The following is a 20379-nucleotide window of genomic DNA, read 5'->3' as shown; positions in this document are numbered from 1 at the left end:
GGTTAGCGTTGAGGGATGACCGCTGAGTACAGGTACGACGTCGAGGTGCTGCACCTTTTGGTGTCGCCGGCCCACGCCTACTTTGGCCGCGCAAGGGAAGGCGCCGCTGACGTGCCCACTACTGACGCCGACCAGGCCGAACTGGTCACAGGGAAAGGGATTGTTGGCGACAGGTTCTTCGGCAAGGCCGCACACATGGATGCAGCCGTGACGGTCTTCGCCGTGGAAGCTCTCGAAGCCATCGCAGCCGAACTCGGGGCTGGGCCCTTCAATCCGCTCCTGACCCGTCGAAATCTGGTTCTACGCGGAGTCGAGCTGGCTCCGCTGCTTGGCCATGAGTTCACGCTGGAGTCCGGCGGAGACACGGTGCGGCTCAAGGCCGGCCGCCCCGCACACCCATGTGCCTGGATGGACGAAATGCTGGCTCCCGGCGCCCACAAAGCGATGCGCGGGCGCGGGGGCGTGCGTTGCCAGGTGATCTCCGGCGGTCTGCTGCATCGGGGGCATGCGGTGCTGGTAAGCCCTGTGCCAATGGATCCCGCCAAGGCCGGGGAGGCGAAGGTTCTGCGGCCGTCGCGGTTGCCGTAATCCGGAACGGAAGTAGCCCTTCTTTGGGTGGAAGTTAGCCCAACTCAACCACATCGGGTGGCAGACGGGCCTTCCCTCATCCCAAGCTGGGCCACGGGCACCGCAAACAGTAGCCTCACACCTCAGCCACCGGCGCCGCGAACTGTGCCTCGTACAGCCGGGCGTACGCCCCACCGGCGGCCAGCAGCTCCGAGTGGGTCCCCTGCTCCACGATCTGCCCGGCCTCCATCACCAGGATGAGGTCCGCGTCGCGGATGGTGGAGAGCCTGTGGGCGATCACAAAGCTGGTGCGGTCCGAGCGCAGGGCATTCATGGCTTTCTGCACCAATACTTCGGTTCGGGTATCCACTGAACTGGTGGCCTCGTCCAGGATGAGCACCGATGGCCGGGACAAGAAGGCCCGGGCGATGGTCAACAGCTGCTTTTCGCCAGCGGAAACGTTGCCGCCTTCGTCGTCCAGCAGGGTGTCGTAACCCTCTGGCAGCGAGCGAACAAAACGGTCCACGTAGGTTGCCTGGGCCGCTTCCAAAATTTCCTCTTCGGAAGCAGCAGGCCGTCCATAGGCAATGTTGTCGCGGATCGTCCCTCCGAACAGCCAGGTGTCCTGGAGGACCATCCCCATCCGCGAGCGCAGCTCGTGCCGCGGGATCGAGGCGACGTCCACGCCGTCGAGCGTTATCCGCCCGGCGTCCAGCTCGTAGAAGCGCATCATCAGGTTCACCAGAGTGGTTTTGCCGGCACCTGTAGGCCCAACGATGGCGATGCTCTGCCCCGGCTCGGCGACCAAGCTGAGGTTTGTGATCAGCGGCTTGTCGGGAGAATACGCGAAGGACACGTTCTCGAACACCAAACGCCCCCGCGAAGGACCGGACTGCGGAACTGGGGCGGGCTCAGCGGACTCTTCTTCCTCATCCAGCAGATCGAACACCCGCTCTGCCGATGCGACGCCGGATTGCAGCATGTTCGCCATGGACCCAAGTTGGGCCAGCGGCATGGTGAACTGACGCGAGTACTGGATGAAGGCTTGAACGTCGCCCAACTGCATGGAACCGGAGGCCACCTGCAGGCCACCCACCACGGCGATTCCCACGTACACCAGGTTCCCGATGAACGTCATTGCCGGCATGATCAGGCCACTCACGAACTGCGCACCGAAGCTCGCCTGATACAGCTCGCCGTTCTTCGCCCGAAATTTCTCCTGAACCTCGTTCTGCCGCCCGAACACCTTCACCAAGGCGTGCCCGGTGTACGTTTCCTCGATCTGCCCGTTGAGTTCGCCGGTGTTCTTCCACTGCGCCACAAAGAGCTTCTGAGAGCGCTTGGCAATCAGCAGCGTAGTTCCCAGGGTCAGCGGGATGGTGACCAGTGCAATCAAGGCCAGGAGCGGAGAGAGCAGGAACATCATCACCAGCACGCCCAGCACTGTCAGCAGGGACGAGACCACCTGGCTGATGGATTGCTGGAGACTTTGGGAGATGTTGTCTACGTCGTTGGTCACCCGGCTCAGCAGTTCACCGCGCTGGATGGAGTCGAAGTAGCGCAACGGCAGCCGGTGGATTTTCGCTTCGATCCTTTGGCGGAGCCGGTAGACGGTCCGCTGCACGACGCCGTTGAGCACGTACGCCTGCATCCAGCCAAATGCTGAGGCCAGGACATACAGCGCCAGCGCCCACAGCAGCACCGAAGACAGTGCAGCAAAGTCGATTCCGACGCCGGGTGTCAGGGTCATGGCGCTCAGCATGTCGGCCTTGCTGTCATCACCAGAGGCGCGGAGTCCTGCGATGACGTCAGCTTTGGAAACCCCTGCTGGCAGCTGTTTGGACACGACGCCGGCGAAGATCAGGTTGGTGCCTTCGCCCAGTAGTCTCGGCCCAATCACGGACAAGGCCACACTGACCACGGCAAAGACCAACACCAGAATCAACCAAGAACGTTCAGGCCGCAACGTACCCAACAACCTGCGCGCTGAGGCCCCAAAGTTGGACGCTTTCTCGGCGGGGATGTTCATACCGGCGAACGGTCCTCCGCGGCCAGGTCCCATGGCTGGCCGCTGCGGTCCGCGGGGACCGGCTGATACGGCGCTCATGCTGCCTCCTCCGCCGCGAGTTGGGACGACACTATTTCCCTGTACGTTTCGGAAGACTCCAACAGCTGATCGTGTGTTCCCTGCCCAACGATCCTGCCGTCGTCGAGCACTAATATCTGGTCGGCGTCGGCGATGCTGGAGACCCGCTGGGCGATGATCACCAGGGTGGCACCGTTGGTGTGGCGTTTGAGGGCCTGCCGGAGGCGTGCGTCGGTGGCGGTGTCCAGGGAAGAGAAGGAGTCGTCAAAGATGTAGAGCTCCGGCTGCTTTACCAGGGTCCGGGCAATCGCGAGCCTCTGCCGCTGGCCACCGGAAACGTTGGTGCCGCCTTGGGAGATCGCCGCATCAAGGCCGCCCTCCATCTGTTCTACAAAATCCCGGGCCTGGGCAACGGACAGCGCCTGCCACAGTTCGTCCTCGGTGGCATCGGGTTTGCCGTATTGAAGGTTGCTGCGGACCGTACCGGAGAACAGGTACGGCCGCTGCGGCACCAGGCCGATGTGTCCCCACAACAGGTCAGGATGCAGGTCCCTGACGTCCACGCCGTCCATTCGCACGGAGCCGCTGGTGGCGTCGAACAACCGTGGCATGAGGTTTACCAGCGTGGTTTTTCCGGCGCCGGTGCTGCCGATGATCGCGGTGGTCTGGCCGGCCAACGCCGTGAAAGTGACCCCGCTGAGGACTGGCTGCTCCGCACCCGGGTAGGCGAAACCAACGCCGCGCATCTCCAATTCGCCGCGCCGGATACCGCCGGTGACAGGGTTCGACGGCGGCTGGACACTTGAGTTGGTTTCCAGAACCTCGCCGATCCGGTCGGCAGAAACGGACGCGCGCGGGATCATCACGGCCATGAACGTCGCCATCATGACGGACATGAGGATCTGCATCAGGTAGCTCAGGAAGGCGATCAAGGTTCCCACCTGCATGGAACCGTCCTCGATCCTGAAGGATCCGAACCAGATCACCGCCACGCTGGAAACGTTCATCACCAACATGACCACCGGGAACATGAGCGCCATCAAGCGGCCGGCCCTCAGCGCAACGTCAGTGACGTCGTCGTTGGCTTTGCCAAACCGTGTGGCCTCCATGTCCTCCCGGACAAAAGCACGCACCACGCGGATACCGGTGAGCTGCTCGCGGAGAACCCGGTTCACGGCGTCAATCCGGACCTGCATCTTCCGGAACAGCGGCACCATGCGCGTCACGATCAGTCCCACCGCCACCAGCAACACCGGAACACAGACCGCGATGAGCCATGACAGCTGAGCGTCCTGCCGCACGGCCATGATCACTCCGCCGATGCTCAGCATGGGCGCTGCGACCATCAGCGTGCAGGACATGAGGACCAGCTGCTGTACCTGCTGCACATCGTTGGTGGACCGGGTGATCAGCGATGGCGCCCCGAACTTGGTGACCTCCTGCTCGGAGAACTCCCCTACCCGGCTGAAAATGGCGTCACGGACATCGCGGCCCATCCCCATGGCGGCTTTGGCACCGAAGTACACGGCAACCACGGCGCACGCGATCTGCAGCAGCGTGATCAGCAGCATGAGTCCGCCCATGCGCAGGATGTAGTCGGTGTCCCCAGTGGCAACGCCCTGATCGATGATGTCGGCGTTCAGTGTGGGCAAGTACAGCGACGCAATGGACTGCGCCAATTGGAAAACGACGACGGCGATCAGCAACCGCTGATGCGGCCGCAGGAACCGGACAAGAACCTTCCACAGCATGGGAACTCCAAGCAGACGCCGTATAAACCGAAGGCCAGTTTACGTCTGGTTGCTGCGGGCAACTAGAGGTAATAGTCCTGTCCTGCCGTCGGCCCCGGACAGTAGGCTGGAAACGTTCGTATTGAATCGCCTCGAAGGGAACTGGGTTTTGGCTTACATCACCGTAGGAAACGAAAACAGCACTGAAATCGAGCTTTACTACGAAGACCACGGAACCGGCCAGGCAGTTGTCCTCATCCACGGTTATCCGTTGGACGGATCATCCTGGGAGAAGCAGACCGCAGCCCTCCTGGACGCCGGCTACCGCGTCATTACCTACGATCGCCGCGGTTTTGGAAAGTCGAGCCAACCCACCCAGGGCTATGACTACGACACCTTCGCTGCGGATCTGAAGACCGTCCTGGACACCCTGGACGTCAACGATGCTGTCCTGGTGGGCTTCTCCATGGGCACCGGTGAGGTTGCACGCTATATCAGCACCTACGGTTCGGCCCGCGTGGCCAAGGCTGTATTCCTGGGATCGCTGGAACCTTATCTGTTGAAGACCGATGACAACCCGGACGGCGTCCCGCAGGACGTCTTCGACGGGCTCGCCGCCGCCGTCACAGCAGACCGCTACGCGTTCTTCACCGACTTCTTCAAGAACTTCTACAACAGCGACACCTTCCTGGGCACTGATCGCCTGAGCCAGGAATCCGTGGACGCCAGCTGGAACCTCGCCAGCAAGTCGGGGGCATTCGCATCGGTTGCCGCCCAGCCAACCTGGCTCACGGACTTCCGCGCCGATATCCCCAAGATCGATGTTCCGGCCTTGATCGTGCACGGCACGGCGGACAACATCCTGCCGATCGACGTCACCGGCCGCCGTTTCAAGGACGCCCTGCCCAGCGCGGAATACTTGGAAATCGAAGGCGCCCCGCATGGTTTGCTCTGGACGCACGGCGCCGAAGTCAATCAGGCGCTGCTGGCATTCCTGAAGAAGTAGCCCAACCCAAACTGATGGGCCCGACGCACGGTTGTTCCGGCGTCGGGCCTTGTCATTTCCTGAGCCGCAGCTTCCGCGCCTTGGCGCCGTTCTGCAAATACTCCTGCTCCGTAGCGTCGGCAGCATAACGTTCCATCGCATGGAGCAGTCCGTACGTGAAAGCACTGTTGCCAACGTCAGGGGCCGAGCCCAGCTTCAGCAGTTCAGCGCGGGCCATCACGCTGTCCTGGTGTTCACCCAGTATCGACTGGACTTTATGCGCCGCATCCGCCAGCCGTTCGGCCCGCTTACCATGGACGCCCACCGCGGCCTCTGCAGCAAAGCGCAACTTCTTGGCGGACTTCCGCACCTCATGAAACGCAGTGTCACGTTGAGGCCCGACGACGGCGCCCACCGCGGCTTCGTGGCGTTCGCCAAGCCTCTTGGCGGCCTTGTTGACGAGCTTGGCGGTGGTCTTCGTGGCCCGCTTCTTTCCTTTGGGAGCCAGCGGCGGGGCGTCGATGAACGATTCCAACTCGTCCAGGAGCCTGAAATAGCGGGGGCTGTTCAGCCGGTTCTTGACCGCCGCCATGGCAGTATCCGCCCTGATCGCCATCCGTTGATCGAGGTGATCGTGCAGTGGACCCAAAACGAGCTTTCCCGGGAGCTCCTCAAGATCGTTCCTGAGCCGGTGGTGCAGGACTTCAGTATCGCGATAACGGCCCAGTGTTTTGGCAAGCGACTTCAGCCCGGTCTCGACGCTACCGGAAGAATCTTTGGTGAAGAGATTGCGGTACGTGTGCAGCACCGACCGGATCCGGCGGATGATTGACCGCATTTGATGGACCGAATCATCGCGGCCCAGCCTCACGTGGGCGTCCTGAAGAAGGAGATCGGCAACTTGCGTTGCGAGGTAATCGAGGACAGGAACCACAGCGGCGCTCTTGCCTCCCGGTTTTTCCTGGCCGGCTCCCTTGGCCTCGGGCCAGGATTCACCCAAGGCAGTGGCCAGCTTGGACGTTCGTTCGCTGGGCTTGGCTCCCGCCGCTGCGAGTTGTTCGGTCATGATGTCCAGCGGGTGGAGGTCCATGTCAGCTGCGCCGTCCTGCGCAGCCAGTTCCACCTCCCACTCCCTCCATCGCAGCTCCCGTGGCTCACCGACCACCACATGGGCGCTGACATGGTCATCAACAAAGTCAGCCACCCGCTCTCCGTTGCTGCCGTACAGGGCGTACGTGGTGCGGTCTGTGGTGAGGGTGGCGATTGCCGCCACTGCATGCCCACGGGTGTAGGCGAGAACACGGTCCATGATGTCCACCGGGACAGTCTCGGCATTACCCAGAGGCGCGTGGATCTCGGTTCTCTTGCCAGGGCCGAGCGGGAGTTTGAGATGCCAGCCGGCGTCCAGGCCTCCCGTGCGGCGCCGCAACGTTATGCCCCGGGCGGCAAGGGCCAAATGGCGGGTGTCAAAGTAGATCGCTTCCAGGCTGTGGCTGGTGGGGTCGCCAACTTTTCCAATCCCGTCGATCTTGTGGAGCGCCGGAAGCGGAGTTGATGCATCGGCGTCGAATTTCCGCTCGGCCTCCACGTTGCTGGACGTTGCCATGGCCGTCAGAACTCCTCACTCGTGGTTGTTTCCGGTATGCCAAGAGGGCCGGCCCGTTGTGGTGGCCGGCCCTCGTTGGAGCTATCTATTGGTGCTGTATCCAGTGTGGGTCAGGAAGAACCCCAGCGCTAGATGTCGATGGAGCGGGGACGGGTGGACTCTCCCGTGTCATCCACATCGCCACCTGACACCGTGCCACGCCAAGCCCCGGTGGCATGGCCTTGGGCTTCGATGAATTTCTTGAATTTGTCCAGATCTGCACCAACCCGCATGCCGTCCACGCCCAGGGCGGATCCAGCCTTCTCCGCCAAGCCTTCGGGCTCCCAGACAATCTCGACGTCGACGCGTGTCCGGGCTGGCCCAAGGGGTTCAAAGCGCACAGTGCCGCCGTTGCGAGGACCGTCAACGCTGGCCCAACTCACCAGGGAGTCCGGAGCTTGCTCAATGATCTGGGCATTGTATTCGCGCTTCACACCTCCCACGTTGGTGGAGAAATGAAGGGCCGTCTCATCGATCTGTTCAACGGCCTCCACCCCGTTCATAAACTCGGGGAAGGCTTCGAACTGCGTCCATTGGTTGTAAGCAACAGATATGGGGACATCTACTTCGATTGACTTATTGACGGTTGCCAAGGTTTTGCTCCTTCGATCGTGTCTCGGGTGCTGTTTCGTCAAGTGGGGCGGCGCGCCAGCCAGCTGGCTGCTTAACCAGTGGCGCGCCAGTTCAAGCGCGCCAGCCAAAGCTCTTAGCCGGCGTCAAAACTTTCTTCGTCATCGTCATTCGGTGACTGTTCCTGCGGGAGATCGTTGCCGCTGCCATCCGGCAAGTCCTCGGCGCCGCCATCGGGCTGCAAGGATTGCTCGGCGTGCGACTGCTCGTCGATCCCGCCAAAGCGGCCTGCGCCGGGTTCCCCCGCGCTGTCTGAATTCTCAGGATCCAGATGGCTGAGGTTGGGTGCGCCCGTGGCGTACGTTTCGCCGTCGGGACTGTCTTGGCTCAAACCGGCTTCAGACAGGTCCTCTTCCACGCGGGGCTGGGCTTGCCCTCCGCCTGCTTCCTGCTCTGCGGTTGGGGTGCCATAGCCTCCCACTGCCTCTTCCGGTGTGGCGTCTTTCTTGTCCATGCGACCTGTCCTTTCCTCAGCGGTGAACCTGTTTATGGAACTCTTCGAACCTATAAGCGCAGTCGGCGGGATGTCCATGCCCGCACGAAATTAATCAGCAATCTTAGCAATATCTGAATAAACGCGCTAAGGTACTGCCTCGCTGAAATCACGAGGGCTGCGGAATTTCACATCCCCCTTGGGGATCCAGTCCCGTGTAATTCAAGGGACCCGCAACGATATTCAACGCAATCGTCGCGAACTGAGAACACTGCGCCGGCGGAGCCGTGAAATAGCCCCGCTGCCCGGCGGCCACGGCCCCGATAACGAGCCATACCACCACCAGCAATCCAATGATTGAACCGATTCGCATCACTGCTCCAATCGCTGAACCAACACCCCCAGTTATTAGTAAGCATACTGACAAAACCCCTGGTAGCCAAAGAAGTGCGGCCGCGGATCGGGATTGCTCCCGCCGCGGCCGCACGTGGCCCGATCAATCCGTGGGATTGGTTTCGGTTGTCAGACCCCGGTTGTCCGCAGTCTTTTCGTCCTTTTGTTCCGCCGGACCAGGCGGGGTGGCTGATTCGCTGGGACCAGCATCGACGGCGTCGTCCGGACTTTCCGACGATGCGTCACCGACTGAAGGCTGGCGGCCGGTCTGAGCCGATGCGGGATCCCGCGGGATGGGATTTCCCGGGGTTGTGGTTCCATCGCGAACCTGATCGAAACCGGCTACCTCGCTTGGATCAGTTGTCATACGCGAGACCGCCCACGGCCCAGAACCCAGCCAAGAACTGCCAGGACGAGCAGGATGATGCCAACCCACAGCAAGAAACTGAGAGCCTGGTTGAGTCCTCCAACCAGGAGCAGGATGATCGCAATAACACCGGCGATAATAAGGAGTGTGTTCATTGAGCTACGCGTCCCTTCAATAACTGTTGTTTATTCAGGAAGGCGTCCGCTGACACTCCGCTAACGGAGCGCCACCCATGCCAACGGGCACCAAATGGAGACGTGCATCTCCATTTTTGTTACGCACCCACCCGGATAGGTTTCAAATCCAACTGATGCCCGGGCGGAGCACGTTCACAGCATCATGATAAGCACCCTTTGGGTCGCCGCGAAGTAGTTTGGTCAGGAAACTTAGTACCCCTTTGTGGAGAAGGCCCCCAGGGCACGGCTGATTTCCAAGGCAGTCCCCGCAGCAGCCTCGCCGTACTCCTGATACTTCGCGGGCACAATTCTGCTTGAGGGGCCGGAGATGGAGATGGACCCGGCCGCCACGCCACCCGGGCCAAGCAATGGGACACCGATTGACGTAATGCCCGTACTGAGACCCTGTTCATTGATGGAGTACCCACGGGCGCGGGTGTCCACGATCATCGCCCTGAGCTGCGCGGGATCAACAACGGTTTGCGGCGTCAGCGCCTCAAGCGGCCCGGCCAGATACTCATTGACAAAGACCTCATCCGCGGCAGACAGATAGGCCATGCCTGTGGAAGAGGCGTGCATGGGGAGCCGCGACCCCAGTGGCAGGAAAGCCCGGAGGACGTGCGGGGTGTCCAGGCGCTCGATGATCAGCATGTAGCCACGGTCCGGCACCGCCAAGTGCACGGTCTCGGTGGTGTCCAACTGCAGCGCGTTGAGCGGGCCCATGGCGGCATCGCGGATCACGGAACCGCTGCTTCCACGGCTGGCTACAGCGAAGGCATGGTTGGTCAGCACCCATTTCCCGGCCTGCGCCTCGGACTGGGAAACCCACCCCAATTCGCCAAGCGTCCTGAGCATCCGGAGGACCGTTGCCTTGGGCACATCCACCTCGCGGCTCAGCTCGGACAGCCCCGCAGGCTGGTTATCCGAGACGGCTTCCAATACGCGTATCGCCGTGACCACGCTCTGCGTACTCATTCACCCTCCCGCTTGACCGACTACTCCCAGTGCCCTACATTACAGGCGACTTCCCAAAATGAACCAATGGTTCATCCAGTGAACCGACGAAGTTTGATTGGAGAACGGGCTTATGGAATGGCAAATACTTGCCCTGGCCATCTTTGTGGGCGTCTTTGTCCTGGCAACACTGCGCAAGGTGCACATCGGAGTGCTCATGTTCGCAGCGGCTGCCGGGGTTGGCGTCTGGATGGCCGGGATGACAATCGACAAGGTGGTGGCGGGCTTTCCCATCGGAATCCTGGTCCTCCTGGTCGGAGTGACCTACTTCTTCGCGATCGCCCAAGCCAACGGCACCATCGACCGCATTATCGAAATGGCAATCACCAAAGTGGGTGACCGCGCCTTCTTTCTACCGGTGGCCTTCTTTGCGCTGACCATCGGCATCTCGGCCATGGGTTCGCCCTTGGCCGGCCTGGTCATGGCGCCCATAGGAATGCCATTGGCCAAGAGATACGGCATCGACCGCATGCTCATGGGAATTGCGATCGGCTCGGGCCTCAGCGCCGGAGGATTCGCCCCCACCAGCCTCTTCGGAATCGTCACCTACGGCACGGCCCGGGCTGCCGGGATCGACCTCGACCCGTTGGTCCTCTTCAGCGTGGCGTTGGGCACCAACCTCTTGCTGTTGGCTACGGCTTACGTTCTGTTCGGCGGGTTCAAGCTACTCCACACACGCACCGCTGACGGTTTTGGCACCACTGTGCCGCGCTTCAGCGCAAGCCGCCCGATGCCGTCGCACCCTTTTGAGCGTGAGGGCAACATTGCCCGGGGCCAGAAGGCGACCGCCAAAACCGTCCAGGTCCTGGAAGGCGGCGAACCGCCCACGGAGGCACCGGCGTCGAGCCTTCGGCTGAACCGCAACCAGATCATCACGGTGCTCTGCATGGCTGGCTTGGTGCTCACCGTCATCCTGATGTCCATCCTTGGCGCGAACCCGGACATCGGCGTCCTGTGCTTTGCGTTCGCGTCGGTCCTCACACTCTGTGATCCGCAATCGGGCAAATCGGCCGTCAGCAAGATCGATTGGTCCACCGTCTTGTTGGTGGGCGGGATCATCACGTTCGTCGGAGTCCTTCAGACCATGGGAGCCGTCGCCCTGCTGGGCGAAGCAGCCGGCGCCGTCGGAACTCCGTTGCTGGCCGCCCTGGTGATCTGCGCGATCGGCGGCCTGGTGTCAGCGTTCGCCTCCACCACTGGCATGCTCGCGGCACTGGTGCCGCTGGCCCTCCCACTGGTGGCGTCCGGGGACATCGCCGGGTGGGCTGTCATTGCCGCCTTGGGCGTCTGTTCTTCGATCGTTGACGTCTCGCCGTTCTCCACCGTAGGTGCCACGTTCGTGGCCACCGTCGACGCTGATGAGCGCCCCCGCATCACCAGACTCCTCACGCGGTGGGGGCTCTCCATGGTGGTGGCCGGTCCCCTATTGCTTGTTGGCGCCCTTGTTCTTCCGTCCAGTCTCTAACCAGTCCCACGCACGAAAGGTGCCTACCATGCTCAAACCACTTCGCGGAATCACCGTGATCGATCTCAGCCGAGCTCTCGCAGGCCCCTACTGCACTGCACTCCTGGCCGATATGGGTGCCAGGATCATCAAGGTGGAAAGCGTCAACGGGGGCGATACCGCCCGGCAGTGGCCTCCCTTCCAGGACGGGCACAGCCTCTACTTCGACTCCGTCAACCGGAACAAAGTGTCTGTATGCCTGGACTTCTATTCTTCCGAGGGACAAGACATCCTCTCCGGCCTGATCGCCGACGCTGATGTTCTGGTGGAGAACTTCAAGCCTGGCACGCTGGAGAAAATGGGTTTCACTCCTGCCCGGCTTGATGAGTTGAACCCCGGGCTCGTAGTGGGCTCCGTGACCGGATTCGGAAACACCGGCCCCCTCAAGGACGACGCCGGACTGGACCAGGTCATCCAGGGAATGTCCGGGCTGATGTCCGTCACCGGTCCCGGGCCTGGCTCGGCTTATCGTGTGGGCGTGCCGATCGTGGACATCACCTCCGGAATGATCTGTGCGTTTGGCATAGTTTCAGCTCTCTTGGGAGCCCGGAACGGCGAACGCCCCGGCCGGGTGTCAACGTCCTTGTTGGAGACCGCCCTGAACTTGTCCGCATTCCAGGGGCAGAAGGCAATGAGCCTGGGCGAAGCACCCACGCCACAGGGCAACAACCACCCCGTCATTGCGCCTTACGGCATGTTCGCTACGGCCACGGACTCGATCAACATCGCGGTGGGCAGCGACAAGCAATGGCGGGCATTCTGCGGCCTGCTCAGCGTTCCATCAGCAATGGAGGATCCCCGTTTCATCACCGGAGCGGACCGTTCGGCAAACAGGGATGAGCTCACTGAGCTCATCGAATCTGCCCTTACGTCCAAGTCCGCCGCCGAGTGGGTTCCGCTGATCAGCCAGGCGGGAATCCCCTGCGGCCCCATCTACGACTACACGCAAGCCTTGGCCTCGGAACAGGTTGCCGCCCTGGGTCTCGTTCAACACCGCCAGCGACTGGACGGCTCCGAGCTCCCGCTACTGCGCGGACCGCTAAGCCTTGATGGGCAGGCCAGCGAGATCCTCTCGCCGCCGCCGCTTCTGGGCGAGCACACTGCCGAGGTACTGATGGAACGCGGAATGACGCACGACGACGTCACCCGGCTTGAGCGCGAGGGCCGCGTTGTGTGCGGGCCGGCAAAGATTGGAGCCCAGCGATGACCGTCCTCTCCTCCACCGAAAGGGTCCGCAGCGATGCTTCACGTGCAGGCCGCATCTCCGTTTCCATCGCCGATGGTGTGGCAACCGTGGAGATCTGCAACCCCGCACAGCGGAACGCCCTGACCCGCGCAATGTGCTGGGAGATCCAGGAATTGATGCCTCGACTGGAGGCAGACGCGGACGTGGCTGTCGTTGTGCTGCGTGGTTCCGGGGACACATTCTGCGCCGGGGCCTCCATCAGTGAACTCTCTTCTGTGCTGGTGGATGCCCAACCGGACGGCACCTCCGTGGATCATCTCAGTGGGGCCGATGCTGCCATCGCTTCCCTCTCCAAGCCCTCCGTCGCTTTGGTGGATGGTGCCTGCATGGGCGGCGGCTGGCAAATAGCCTCAGCCTGCGACTTCATCATCGCCAACGACCGCGCCGTGATCGGTCTGACTCCGGCCAAAATCGGGATCATCTACCCCCGCCCGGGCATGGAACGGCTGGTCCGGTTGGTGGGGCAAGCCAATGCGAAGTACATCCTCCTCACGGGACGGACGTTCAGCGCAACCGAAGCCCGGGCACTTGGCCTGGTGGCCGACGTCGTGCCTTCAGCGTCCTTTGAAGAGAAGTCCGCGGCGCTTGTCAGTTCACTGAGGAGCCGCTCGCGGTTCTCCATGCATTCCATGAAGCGACTGGTGGACGCCGCGGACGCCTCACCGTCCGACGCTGATCGGGAATGGGCTGACGCCTGGGCTGCCATGCCGGACAGTCCGGACATGGAGATCGGCATCAGCGCGTTCCTTAACCGTGAGCAGCCGCAGTTCAGGTGGCGGCCTGTGGATTAAGCCGCATGAGGTGTGATCTGCACCTCAACCGGCACAAGTGACGCCCTCCCCGCGTTGTACATGGAACGAGTTGTACAGAAGACGAAGGGAGGGCTCATGCTCATTGTTCTGACGGGAATTGACGGCTCAGGAAAAACGACGGCGGCCCGCGCCTTGGTCGATTCGGCTCGCGCTGAAGGACGAAGCGCCCTGCTGCTCAGTAATCACGCTGCCCGGAGGCGAATGTCGGTGCTCAGCGAGCGCTTCGGCTGGCAGTTGCCGCCACGCATTGCCGACTTCGTCGAGACCGGCGTTCGCCTGTTCAACGTACTGGTCAACCACGCCCGCGCCCAGCGATTCGACGGTTTAGTGGTGATGGACCGCCACCTGCACTGCCAACTGGCGCTGCGCCAGGCCCATGGGTTGCAGCGGGGCCGGTTGATTCCTCGGCTACTCGAGAAACTGCCAACCCCTGACCTGCACGTGCACTTCGACGCCGATCCCCGCCTCGCCCACCAACGCGTCACCGCCCGCGGAACCGATGACGAGTCCCTTGTCCATCTGGAGGCATTCCGGGAGGCATACCGTTCTCTACCTGAGTATGAAAACTTTGTTGAGGTGGACGCCAACGGCGAGCCTGGCGAAGTCTTGGCCCAGCTGAACCGGGCGGTTGCCGCCAGGGAACCCGCACTCATCCAACCAGCGGACAGATAACGCCCCATTGGGCCTTCAATAGCGCGTTATCTGCCCCTATGTTCCGGCAGCGGGACCGCTTGACTCGCTGCCTGTCGCCCGCCAGGTAGGCTCGCCCCATGCCGACAACTGCCGCTTTGAACCAGTCTGCCGAGAGCACGACGGCGGGGACCGCCTTTGCGGTCGCGGCTCGCCGATGCGCCGAGTCCGTGAGATTGGCAGGAGCCGGAACTGAGTTCGACTTCTACGAGGCAACACTGGGCGGGAACCGGGAGGGCTACCGAATTCCACGTTCAGTCGAATTCAACACAGCGAACAATCGGGGCGTATCAGCCCGCATGCTCCAACATCAGGAGATGGCCATGGCGCGGTGGGCGGCTGAGAACGGAATACCAACTGCCTGCGTCGTGGACCTGGTCGAGCAGAACGATTCTTCAGTACTGATTCTGGAAGTTATGGACGACGACGGAACGGAGCTGGATTCCGCCGCCCTCGGCTCAGTGGTTGCTGCCATGCATCGCCAACCCTGTCCGAACATCAACCTGGTGGCTCAGCATGGGATGCCCTTGGCAGCCCGGCTCGTGCACCGCCTGAAGGAGCGCTACACGGAACTCCGTAATCGTCACGTCCTTCCAGCGCTTCCCGACGCGGCAGCTCTGCACGCCACCATAGAAAACAACATCCGCGCCCCGCGCCTCACCCATCTGGATCTTCGACGCCAAAACGTCAGGGTCCTCGACGGTGTGCCATCGTCAATCTTCGACTGGAGCAACGCCCTCCTGGCGCCTCCCGAAATGGAGCTTGCCCGGCTCGAGGAGTATTCGATCGTTGAGGAAAACGGCATCAACTTCAGCGCATTCCTGGACGGCTACACCCAAGGCGGCGGAAGCATCGACGTCGGCAGTGCGGCTTGGCCGCTCCTCAGACTGGATGCGGCCGTCATGTTGGCCATTGTCTTTGACTCGGTAGCCCCTAACCCCGGGGTGAGGGACTGTTTCCTATCCCGAATAAAGACGCTGGTCGGACAGCTGTGAAGGACTGAGGGACAGATAACGTCCCTCTGAGCTCCCACTAAGGAGTTATCTGTCCCCTTGCAGGGAGGGCCGCCTCCCTACTCCCTCGGCCGCATCAGTGGCGGGTTCAGGACCGCGCGCGTGGGTTGGCCCGCCGTCGGACGCGCCTCGGGGGCGAGCCGGAACAGCGCGGCCGGCCTCCCGGCGTCGCCCGTTGTCATCCGTCCGGCTTCGTCCAGGAAGCCGGGCGTCCCGGTCGCTTTTCGGTGGAAGTTCCGCGGATCCAGGCGTGTGCCCCACACGGCTTCATAGACGGCCCGGAGTTGGGCGATGGTGAATTCCTCACCGCAGAAGGCCGCACCGAGCGGCGAGTATTCAAGTTTTGCCTTGGCCCTCTCCAGTGCGTCGTCCAGGATACGCGCGTGGTCGAAGGCCAATTCCGGAACCTCAGCAACCGGGTACCACGCGGCCTGTTCGGCGTCGCTGCCCGCCGCCAGCACCGGGAAGTCCGGCGCCAACAGCAGGTGGGCTACGGTCAGGACGTCACCACGGGGGTCGCGCCCTTTCGGGCCATAGCTTCCCAATTGCTCCAAGTGCCCGGGGAGATGTTCGACGCCGGTCTCCTCCGCCAGTTCCCGCCCCGCCGCCTCAAGCAGGTCCTCCGCTGCGAGGACGAAGCCACCCGGCAGTGCGAGTTTGCCGCGGAAGGGCTCGATGAGGCGGGTGATGAGCAGGACGTTCAACTCGCCATCGCGAACAGTAAGGGCGACGACGTCGACGGTCACCGGGAAGCGCTCAGGCGCCGGATGGGATTCAGGCATGCATCAATCGTAGGTACTTATCGTCATGTTGACAATAATGCCGAGGCCGCTCTACTGTTTAATTATCGTCAAGTTGACGAGAACAAATGAAAGCGAGAACATCATGGCCATCATCAAGCGCTACCCCTGGATCAGCCACTTCCTTGGCAGCCCCACCGGCTATGTCGTCCACCTGCAGAAGGGCGCCGTCAAGCACCAGGGAGTTGGACAGGCATTTTTCTTCCGCCCCGCGAACTCCGTCCTCAGCGAGGTTCCCGTGGACGATCAGGAACTGCCCACCCTCTTCCACGCCATTACCCGCGACCACCAGGACGTCAGCGTTCAGGCCAACGTGACCTACCGCTTCATCGATCCCGTGGCCGTTTCAACCCGCCTGGACTTTGGACTGCAGTCAGCGGGCAAGGCGCCGGCAACCGGACGCGAGCAGGTGTCCACCATCATCGGCCAGCTGTGCCAGAGCCACGCGATAGACCAGATCGCCACCACCACGCTCGCCGAAGCCCTTGAACGCGGAGTCAGCCAACTCCGGCTGGTGCTGACCGACGCACTCCGTGCCGACGCGAGGCTCCAGTCCACCGGCATCGAGATCCTGGCCGTGCAGGTCCTCGCGATTCGCCCGGAGGCCGACGTCGAACGCGCTTTGCAGACGCCGGTTCGTGAGCAGCTTCAAGCCGAAGCGGACCGGGCTGTGTACGAAAGGCGAGCGGTCGCCGTCGAACGTGAACGCACTATCTCCGAAAACGAGATGGCGAGCCAGATCGAACTGGCCGTCCGCCGCGAGAACCTGGTAGCACAGGAAGGCGCCAACGCCCGGCGCGCTGCTGAAGAGAAGGCAGCCGCGGGACTCATCGAGGCCCAAGGATCGGCTGAACGAAAGGGCATCGGTGCTGCCGCCGAGGCCCAGCAAATCCGTCTTGTGGGTGAGGCCGCCGCGGCCCGGGAAGCCGCCACCATGGAGGTTTACCGCGGCATGGAACAGGCCACCCTGCTGGCCCTGGCGCTCAAGGACGCAGCCGGCAGCCTGCCGAACATCGGGAACCTCACCATCACTCCGGACCTGCTCAGCGGAGCCCTGGCCGGACTGTTCAAGGAACCCGCCGCAACCGCCGAAATCACCAAGTAAGGACCCGCCATGGCAACCCCGCGCATCGTCATCGTCCACCGTCGGACCGAACTTCAGGAACTCCTGGACCGCCACGCCACCCGCGGACAGGCCGAATTCTTCCTCAGCACCCGCGGCCGGGGAATCCAGGACGTTCAGGATCGGCATGACCGCCTGACTGACGCACTGGCAACTATCAGGTCCTCCGTACCGTCTGATTGGCGGCAAGCCGAGGTGGAACGCGCAGACCTCAGCCGCTTCCTGCTCACCGCGGAGGACATCATCGCCGTGGTGGGGCAAGACGGATTGGTGGCGAATGTGGCCAAGTACCTGAACGGCCAACCCGTGATCGGCATCGATCCCGAGCCCGGCGCCAACCCTGGCATCCTGGTCCGCCACACACCGGCTGCCGCCGCTGCCTTGCTCAGTGCAGGTGACGTCGGGCGGCTGCGCTGCCAGGACCTCACCACCGTGACAGCAACCCTCGACGACGGCCAGCAGCTTTCGGCGCTCAACGAAGTTTTCATCGGGCATGCCTCACACCAATCGGCGAAATACTCCATCACGGCCCCGAGTTTCACCCAGGCGGGCGGACAGACCGAACGGCAATCATCGTCCGGCCTGATCGTGTCCACGGGCACCGGCGCCACCGGCTGGTGCGCCTCCATAGCCCTCGAACGCGGCGGGCGTGCCTTGCCGGCACCCACCGATCCCCGGCTCGCGTGGTTTGTCCGCGAAGCCTGGCCCTCACCTGTCACCGGCGCCTCACTGACGGAAGGCGTCCTGGAAGCCGGGGAGGTTCTCCGGATGACCGTAGCGTCCGATCAGCTGGTGGTGTTCGGCGACGGCATGGAAGACGACCGGCTGACGGCGTCGTGGGGACAGGAAATTGTGGTTCAGCTGGGGCGCACGCCGCTGCGGCTGGTGGTGTGATCCAACCGGTGCCCAGAAGGGTTGATAGGCATAAACTATCGATGCCCTCGCCCGACATTCCAAAGGACCCCAGGCCATGGACACGCGCAAGCTCAAATACTTCCTCGCCGTGGTGGATCACGACGGCTTCAACCGCGCTGCTGAACATCTCCTCATCGCCCAGCCGTCGCTGTCCCAAACCATAGCGGGCCTTGAGAAGGAGCTCGGCGTTCCCCTTTTTCACCGCATCGGCAGGCGGGCTGTCCTCAGCGAAGCAGGCAAGGAACTGGTGGGCCCGGCCCGACTCGTGATGCGGGACCTGGACGCGGCGCAGTCCGCCGTTCAATCCCTGCGCGGGATCCGCAGCGGAAAACTGGACATCATCACCATGCCGTCTCCGGGCATAGAGCCCCTGACGTCAATGATTGCCTCCTTCACCCAACTTCACCCGTCGGTTCGGCTGAATGTCGGCGCCGCCTTCACTCCGGAAGAAGTCATTGAATCTGTCCGCAGCGGCAGTCACGAGGTTGGACTTGCCGGTTCATCGACTCCCATCAAGGTCCCCGGCGTCGAGGTCCTGGAGCTCGAGCGGCAACCGCTGATCCTGATCGTCAACCCGCATGCGGATACATTCCCCTCCACCGGCACAGCCATCCAGCGCGAAGAACTGGGCGGACACCGGCTCATCGCTAGTCAGCGCGGATCTCTGATGCGGTGGCTCGTGGACGACGCTTTGGCCCACGGGGTAGAGGTGGAGATCGTGGTGGAGGTGGCGCACCGGACGTCCATCCTGCCGCTGGTGCTGGCGGGCGTCGGGCATGCTGTGATGCCGTCGTCGTGGGCGCCTACAGCTCATAAGGCCGGGCTTCGGACTTTGCTGGTGGAGCCGGTGAATTACCTCGATGTGGCCGTACTCAGCCGGAAGGAGAACCTCACGCCGGCTGCAAAGGCCTTCCTGGAGGTGGCCGTCCAACACACTGAACGTGGCTCCGGAGCAGACAGATAGGCAGTACCTATCAGGCGTATCGAAACTAAGTCTTGGACGCCGCCTACCCCTCCCCCGTGTACTTGAAGAGGAAGAACAGTGTGACCCGCATAACAGGCTCACTGCTAACAAACTCAACGAGGAGGTAGGCATGAGCGCCACCCAGAAATTCAGCATCGCATCGATCCCCGCAGACGGTGTAGGCAAGGAAGTTGTTTCCGCCGGCCGCCGCGTCCTGGAAGCCTTGGCTGAGAACTCCAACGGCAAGTTCGCTTTCGACTGGACCGAGTTCCCCTGGGGCTCGGAGTACTACGCCAAGACCGGGCAGATGATGGACCCCAAGGGCTTGGAGGCCCTCAAGGAATTCGACGCGATCTACTTCGGAGCCGTCGGCTGGGAGAACGTCCCGGACCACATCAGCCTTTGGGGCCTGCGCCTGAACATCACCCAGAACTTTGACCAGTGGGCCAACATCCGCCCGGTCAAATTCCTCCCCGGAGTCCAGTCCCCGCTCCGCAAAGCAGACACCACCGAACTCGACTGGGTGGTTGTCCGCGAGAACAGCGAAGGCGAATACGCCGGACTGGGCGGCCGCAACCTGAGCGGTCGCGGCCCTGGCAACGAGGTGGCACTGCAGACCGCGCTGTTCACGGAGAAAGGTTGCGAGCGCATCATGCGATTCGCTTTTGATCTCGCCCGGACCCGCACCGTGAAGAAAGTTTCCTCGGTCACCAAATCCAATGCCCAGCAGTACGGCATGGTCCTCTGGGACGAAACCTTCCAGCGCGTCGCCCTGGATTACCCGGACGTGCAGACCGAAAGCGTTCTGGTTGACGCCATGAGCGCCAAGTTCATCCTCAAGCCCGAGGATCTGTCCGTGGTGGTCGCGTCCAATCTGAACGCAGATATCCTCTCGGACCTCGGCTCCGCCCTCGCCGGCAGTCTGGGCCTGGCAGCGAGCGCCAACCTCAATCCGGAGCGCCGTTTCCCGTCCATGTTCGAACCTGTTCACGGATCTGCACCTGACATCGCCGGCCAGGGCATCAGCAACCCGATCGGTGCCATCGCCAGCGCCGCACTCATGCTGGACCACTTCGGCCTGCATGAGGAAGCACGCCGTGTGGAGGCAGCCATCGAAGCGGCCACCGGCTCGGGCCATCTGACCCGCGACGTCGGCGGCACCGCCACCACCGACGACGTCACCGAGGCCATCATCGCGGCACTCGTCACCACTCTCGCGACCGTCTGACCACAGACTCAACGTTCGACGGCGGCCAGCCCGCCGCCGTCGAACGTCACCTTCAGTT

20 protein-coding genes are annotated in these 20379 nt (G+C 62.6%); 11 read left to right on the top strand and 9 right to left on the bottom strand.

The window, feature by feature from the left end:
* The first annotated feature begins 15 nt into the window (after positions 1-15).
* Positions 16-588: an MOSC domain-containing protein gene (locus BMY91_RS15095; protein WP_090823291.1), complete on the top strand. Its 573-nt coding sequence runs from the start codon at positions 16-18 to the stop codon at positions 586-588.
* A 115-nt stretch (positions 589-703) separates the two neighbouring features.
* On the opposite strand, the gene BMY91_RS15090 is transcribed toward BMY91_RS15095, so the two are convergent.
* Both BMY91_RS15090 and BMY91_RS15085 read right to left on the bottom strand, forming a co-directional pair.
* Positions 704-2674: an ABC transporter ATP-binding protein gene (locus BMY91_RS15090; RefSeq protein WP_090823289.1), complete on the bottom strand. Its 1971-nt coding sequence runs from the start codon at positions 2672-2674 to the stop codon at positions 704-706.
* Positions 2671-4404 carry an ABC transporter ATP-binding protein gene (locus tag BMY91_RS15085; RefSeq protein ID WP_090823287.1) on the bottom strand — a complete coding sequence of 578 codons (1734 nt, stop codon included), beginning with the start codon at positions 4402-4404 and terminating at the stop codon, positions 2671-2673. The genes BMY91_RS15090 and BMY91_RS15085 overlap by 4 nt, the downstream gene beginning before the upstream one ends.
* A gap of 148 nt (positions 4405-4552) precedes the next feature.
* Between BMY91_RS15085 and BMY91_RS15080 the strand changes: the two genes are divergently transcribed.
* Positions 4553-5389 carry an alpha/beta fold hydrolase gene (locus tag BMY91_RS15080; protein ID WP_090823504.1) on the top strand — a complete coding sequence of 279 codons (837 nt, stop codon included), beginning with the start codon at positions 4553-4555 and terminating at the stop codon, positions 5387-5389.
* A 52-nt stretch (positions 5390-5441) separates the two neighbouring features.
* Here BMY91_RS15080 and BMY91_RS15075 read toward each other — a convergent pair whose 3' ends face one another.
* The 6 genes from BMY91_RS15075 to BMY91_RS15050 form a co-directional block, all read right to left on the bottom strand.
* Complete coding sequence (locus BMY91_RS15075; RefSeq protein WP_090823286.1) at positions 5442-6974, bottom strand: CYTH and CHAD domain-containing protein; 1533 nt, start codon at positions 6972-6974, stop codon at positions 5442-5444.
* A 128-nt stretch (positions 6975-7102) separates the two neighbouring features.
* Positions 7103-7606 carry an SRPBCC family protein gene (locus BMY91_RS15070; protein ID WP_090823284.1) on the bottom strand — a complete coding sequence of 168 codons (504 nt, stop codon included), beginning with the start codon at positions 7604-7606 and terminating at the stop codon, positions 7103-7105.
* Positions 7607-7719: 113 nt separating this feature from the next.
* Positions 7720-8175 carry a hypothetical protein gene (locus tag BMY91_RS15065; protein ID WP_090823282.1) on the bottom strand — a complete coding sequence of 152 codons (456 nt, stop codon included), beginning with the start codon at positions 8173-8175 and terminating at the stop codon, positions 7720-7722.
* Positions 8176-8572: 397 nt separating this feature from the next.
* Positions 8573-8836, bottom strand: coding sequence for a hypothetical protein (locus BMY91_RS15055; RefSeq protein ID WP_090823278.1), 264 nt, complete (start codon positions 8834-8836; stop codon positions 8573-8575).
* Positions 8833-8991 carry a hypothetical protein gene (locus tag BMY91_RS23160; RefSeq protein WP_175538650.1) on the bottom strand — a complete coding sequence of 53 codons (159 nt, stop codon included), beginning with the start codon at positions 8989-8991 and terminating at the stop codon, positions 8833-8835. The genes BMY91_RS15055 and BMY91_RS23160 overlap by 4 nt, the downstream gene beginning before the upstream one ends.
* 231 nt (positions 8992-9222) lie before the next feature.
* A complete protein-coding gene (locus tag BMY91_RS15050; protein ID WP_090823276.1) occupies positions 9223-9987 on the bottom strand; it encodes an IclR family transcriptional regulator in 765 nt (254 codons plus the stop codon).
* 112 nt (positions 9988-10099) lie between these two features.
* Here BMY91_RS15050 and BMY91_RS15045 point away from each other — a divergent pair, with 112 nt between their 5' ends.
* From BMY91_RS15045 to BMY91_RS15025, 5 genes are all read left to right on the top strand, one after another.
* The gene (locus BMY91_RS15045) at positions 10100-11491 is read left to right on the top strand and encodes an SLC13 family permease (protein ID WP_090823274.1); all 1392 of its coding nucleotides are present in this window, start codon (positions 10100-10102) and stop codon (positions 11489-11491) included.
* 28 nt (positions 11492-11519) lie between these two features.
* Positions 11520-12737 carry a CaiB/BaiF CoA transferase family protein gene (locus BMY91_RS15040; RefSeq protein WP_090823272.1) on the top strand — a complete coding sequence of 406 codons (1218 nt, stop codon included), beginning with the start codon at positions 11520-11522 and terminating at the stop codon, positions 12735-12737.
* On the top strand, positions 12734-13567 hold the full coding sequence (locus BMY91_RS15035) for an enoyl-CoA hydratase/isomerase family protein (RefSeq protein ID WP_090823269.1): 834 nt from the start codon (positions 12734-12736) through the stop codon (positions 13565-13567). The genes BMY91_RS15040 and BMY91_RS15035 overlap by 4 nt, the downstream gene beginning before the upstream one ends.
* Before the next feature lie 96 nt (positions 13568-13663).
* Positions 13664-14260: an AAA family ATPase gene (locus tag BMY91_RS15030; protein WP_090823267.1), complete on the top strand. Its 597-nt coding sequence runs from the start codon at positions 13664-13666 to the stop codon at positions 14258-14260.
* A 98-nt stretch (positions 14261-14358) separates the two neighbouring features.
* Complete coding sequence (locus BMY91_RS15025) at positions 14359-15273, top strand: phosphotransferase family protein (protein WP_090823265.1); 915 nt, start codon at positions 14359-14361, stop codon at positions 15271-15273.
* A gap of 77 nt (positions 15274-15350) precedes the next feature.
* On the opposite strand, the gene BMY91_RS15020 is transcribed toward BMY91_RS15025, so the two are convergent.
* Positions 15351-16073 (bottom strand): NUDIX hydrolase, encoded by a 723-nt coding sequence (locus BMY91_RS15020; protein ID WP_090823263.1) that lies wholly within the window; start codon positions 16071-16073, stop codon positions 15351-15353.
* 103 nt (positions 16074-16176) lie between these two features.
* Between BMY91_RS15020 and BMY91_RS15015 the strand changes: the two genes are divergently transcribed.
* The 4 genes from BMY91_RS15015 (at position 16177) to BMY91_RS15000 (ending at position 20321) form a co-directional block, all read left to right on the top strand.
* Positions 16177-17196: an SPFH domain-containing protein gene (locus tag BMY91_RS15015; protein WP_090823261.1), complete on the top strand. Its 1020-nt coding sequence runs from the start codon at positions 16177-16179 to the stop codon at positions 17194-17196.
* Between the two features lie 9 nt (positions 17197-17205).
* Complete coding sequence (locus tag BMY91_RS15010; protein WP_090823259.1) at positions 17206-18108, top strand: diacylglycerol kinase catalytic domain-containing protein; 903 nt, start codon at positions 17206-17208, stop codon at positions 18106-18108.
* 76 nt (positions 18109-18184) lie between these two features.
* Positions 18185-19093, top strand: coding sequence for a LysR family transcriptional regulator (locus tag BMY91_RS15005; protein WP_090823257.1), 909 nt, complete (start codon positions 18185-18187; stop codon positions 19091-19093).
* Positions 19094-19223: 130 nt separating this feature from the next.
* The gene (locus tag BMY91_RS15000) at positions 19224-20321 is read left to right on the top strand and encodes a tartrate dehydrogenase (protein ID WP_090823255.1); all 1098 of its coding nucleotides are present in this window, start codon (positions 19224-19226) and stop codon (positions 20319-20321) included.
* Positions 20322-20379: the final 58 nt, after the last annotated feature.

Origin of the sequence: Arthrobacter sp. yr096 (assembly GCF_900108925.1) — a bacterium.
Lineage (GTDB): Bacteria > Actinomycetota > Actinomycetes > Actinomycetales > Micrococcaceae > Arthrobacter.
Note: the sequence above shows the minus strand (reverse complement) of the source record. Positions and strands in the feature narration are given on the sequence as shown.

What these genes read in the sequence shown, in the direction of transcription:
- BMY91_RS15085 (WP_090823287.1), bottom strand. Translation starts at nt 4,404, where the DNA reads ATGCTGTGGAAGGTTCTTGTCCGGTTCCTGCGGCCGCATCAGCGGTTG.
- BMY91_RS15005 (WP_090823257.1), top strand. Translation starts at nt 18,185, where the DNA reads ATGGACACGCGCAAGCTCAAATACTTCCTCGCCGTGGTGGATCACGAC.
- BMY91_RS15010 (WP_090823259.1), top strand. Translation starts at nt 17,206, where the DNA reads ATGGCAACCCCGCGCATCGTCATCGTCCACCGTCGGACCGAACTTCAG.
- BMY91_RS15050 (WP_090823276.1), bottom strand. Translation starts at nt 9,987, where the DNA reads ATGAGTACGCAGAGCGTGGTCACGGCGATACGCGTATTGGAAGCCGTC.
- BMY91_RS15040 (WP_090823272.1), top strand. Translation starts at nt 11,520, where the DNA reads ATGCTCAAACCACTTCGCGGAATCACCGTGATCGATCTCAGCCGAGCT.
- BMY91_RS15035 (WP_090823269.1), top strand. Translation starts at nt 12,734, where the DNA reads ATGACCGTCCTCTCCTCCACCGAAAGGGTCCGCAGCGATGCTTCACGT.
- BMY91_RS15015 (WP_090823261.1), top strand. Translation starts at nt 16,177, where the DNA reads ATGGCCATCATCAAGCGCTACCCCTGGATCAGCCACTTCCTTGGCAGC.
- BMY91_RS15030 (WP_090823267.1), top strand. Translation starts at nt 13,664, where the DNA reads ATGCTCATTGTTCTGACGGGAATTGACGGCTCAGGAAAAACGACGGCG.
- BMY91_RS15020 (WP_090823263.1), bottom strand. Translation starts at nt 16,073, where the DNA reads ATGCCTGAATCCCATCCGGCGCCTGAGCGCTTCCCGGTGACCGTCGAC.
- BMY91_RS15065 (WP_090823282.1), bottom strand. Translation starts at nt 8,175, where the DNA reads ATGGACATCCCGCCGACTGCGCTTATAGGTTCGAAGAGTTCCATAAAC.
- BMY91_RS15025 (WP_090823265.1), top strand. Translation starts at nt 14,359, where the DNA reads ATGCCGACAACTGCCGCTTTGAACCAGTCTGCCGAGAGCACGACGGCG.
- BMY91_RS15055 (WP_090823278.1), bottom strand. Translation starts at nt 8,836, where the DNA reads ATGACAACTGATCCAAGCGAGGTAGCCGGTTTCGATCAGGTTCGCGAT.
- BMY91_RS15045 (WP_090823274.1), top strand. Translation starts at nt 10,100, where the DNA reads ATGGAATGGCAAATACTTGCCCTGGCCATCTTTGTGGGCGTCTTTGTC.
- BMY91_RS15000 (WP_090823255.1), top strand. Translation starts at nt 19,224, where the DNA reads ATGAGCGCCACCCAGAAATTCAGCATCGCATCGATCCCCGCAGACGGT.
- BMY91_RS15075 (WP_090823286.1), bottom strand. Translation starts at nt 6,974, where the DNA reads ATGGCAACGTCCAGCAACGTGGAGGCCGAGCGGAAATTCGACGCCGAT.
- BMY91_RS15095 (WP_090823291.1), top strand. Translation starts at nt 16, where the DNA reads ATGACCGCTGAGTACAGGTACGACGTCGAGGTGCTGCACCTTTTGGTG.
- BMY91_RS23160 (WP_175538650.1), bottom strand. Translation starts at nt 8,991, where the DNA reads ATGAACACACTCCTTATTATCGCCGGTGTTATTGCGATCATCCTGCTC.
- BMY91_RS15090 (WP_090823289.1), bottom strand. Translation starts at nt 2,674, where the DNA reads ATGAGCGCCGTATCAGCCGGTCCCCGCGGACCGCAGCGGCCAGCCATG.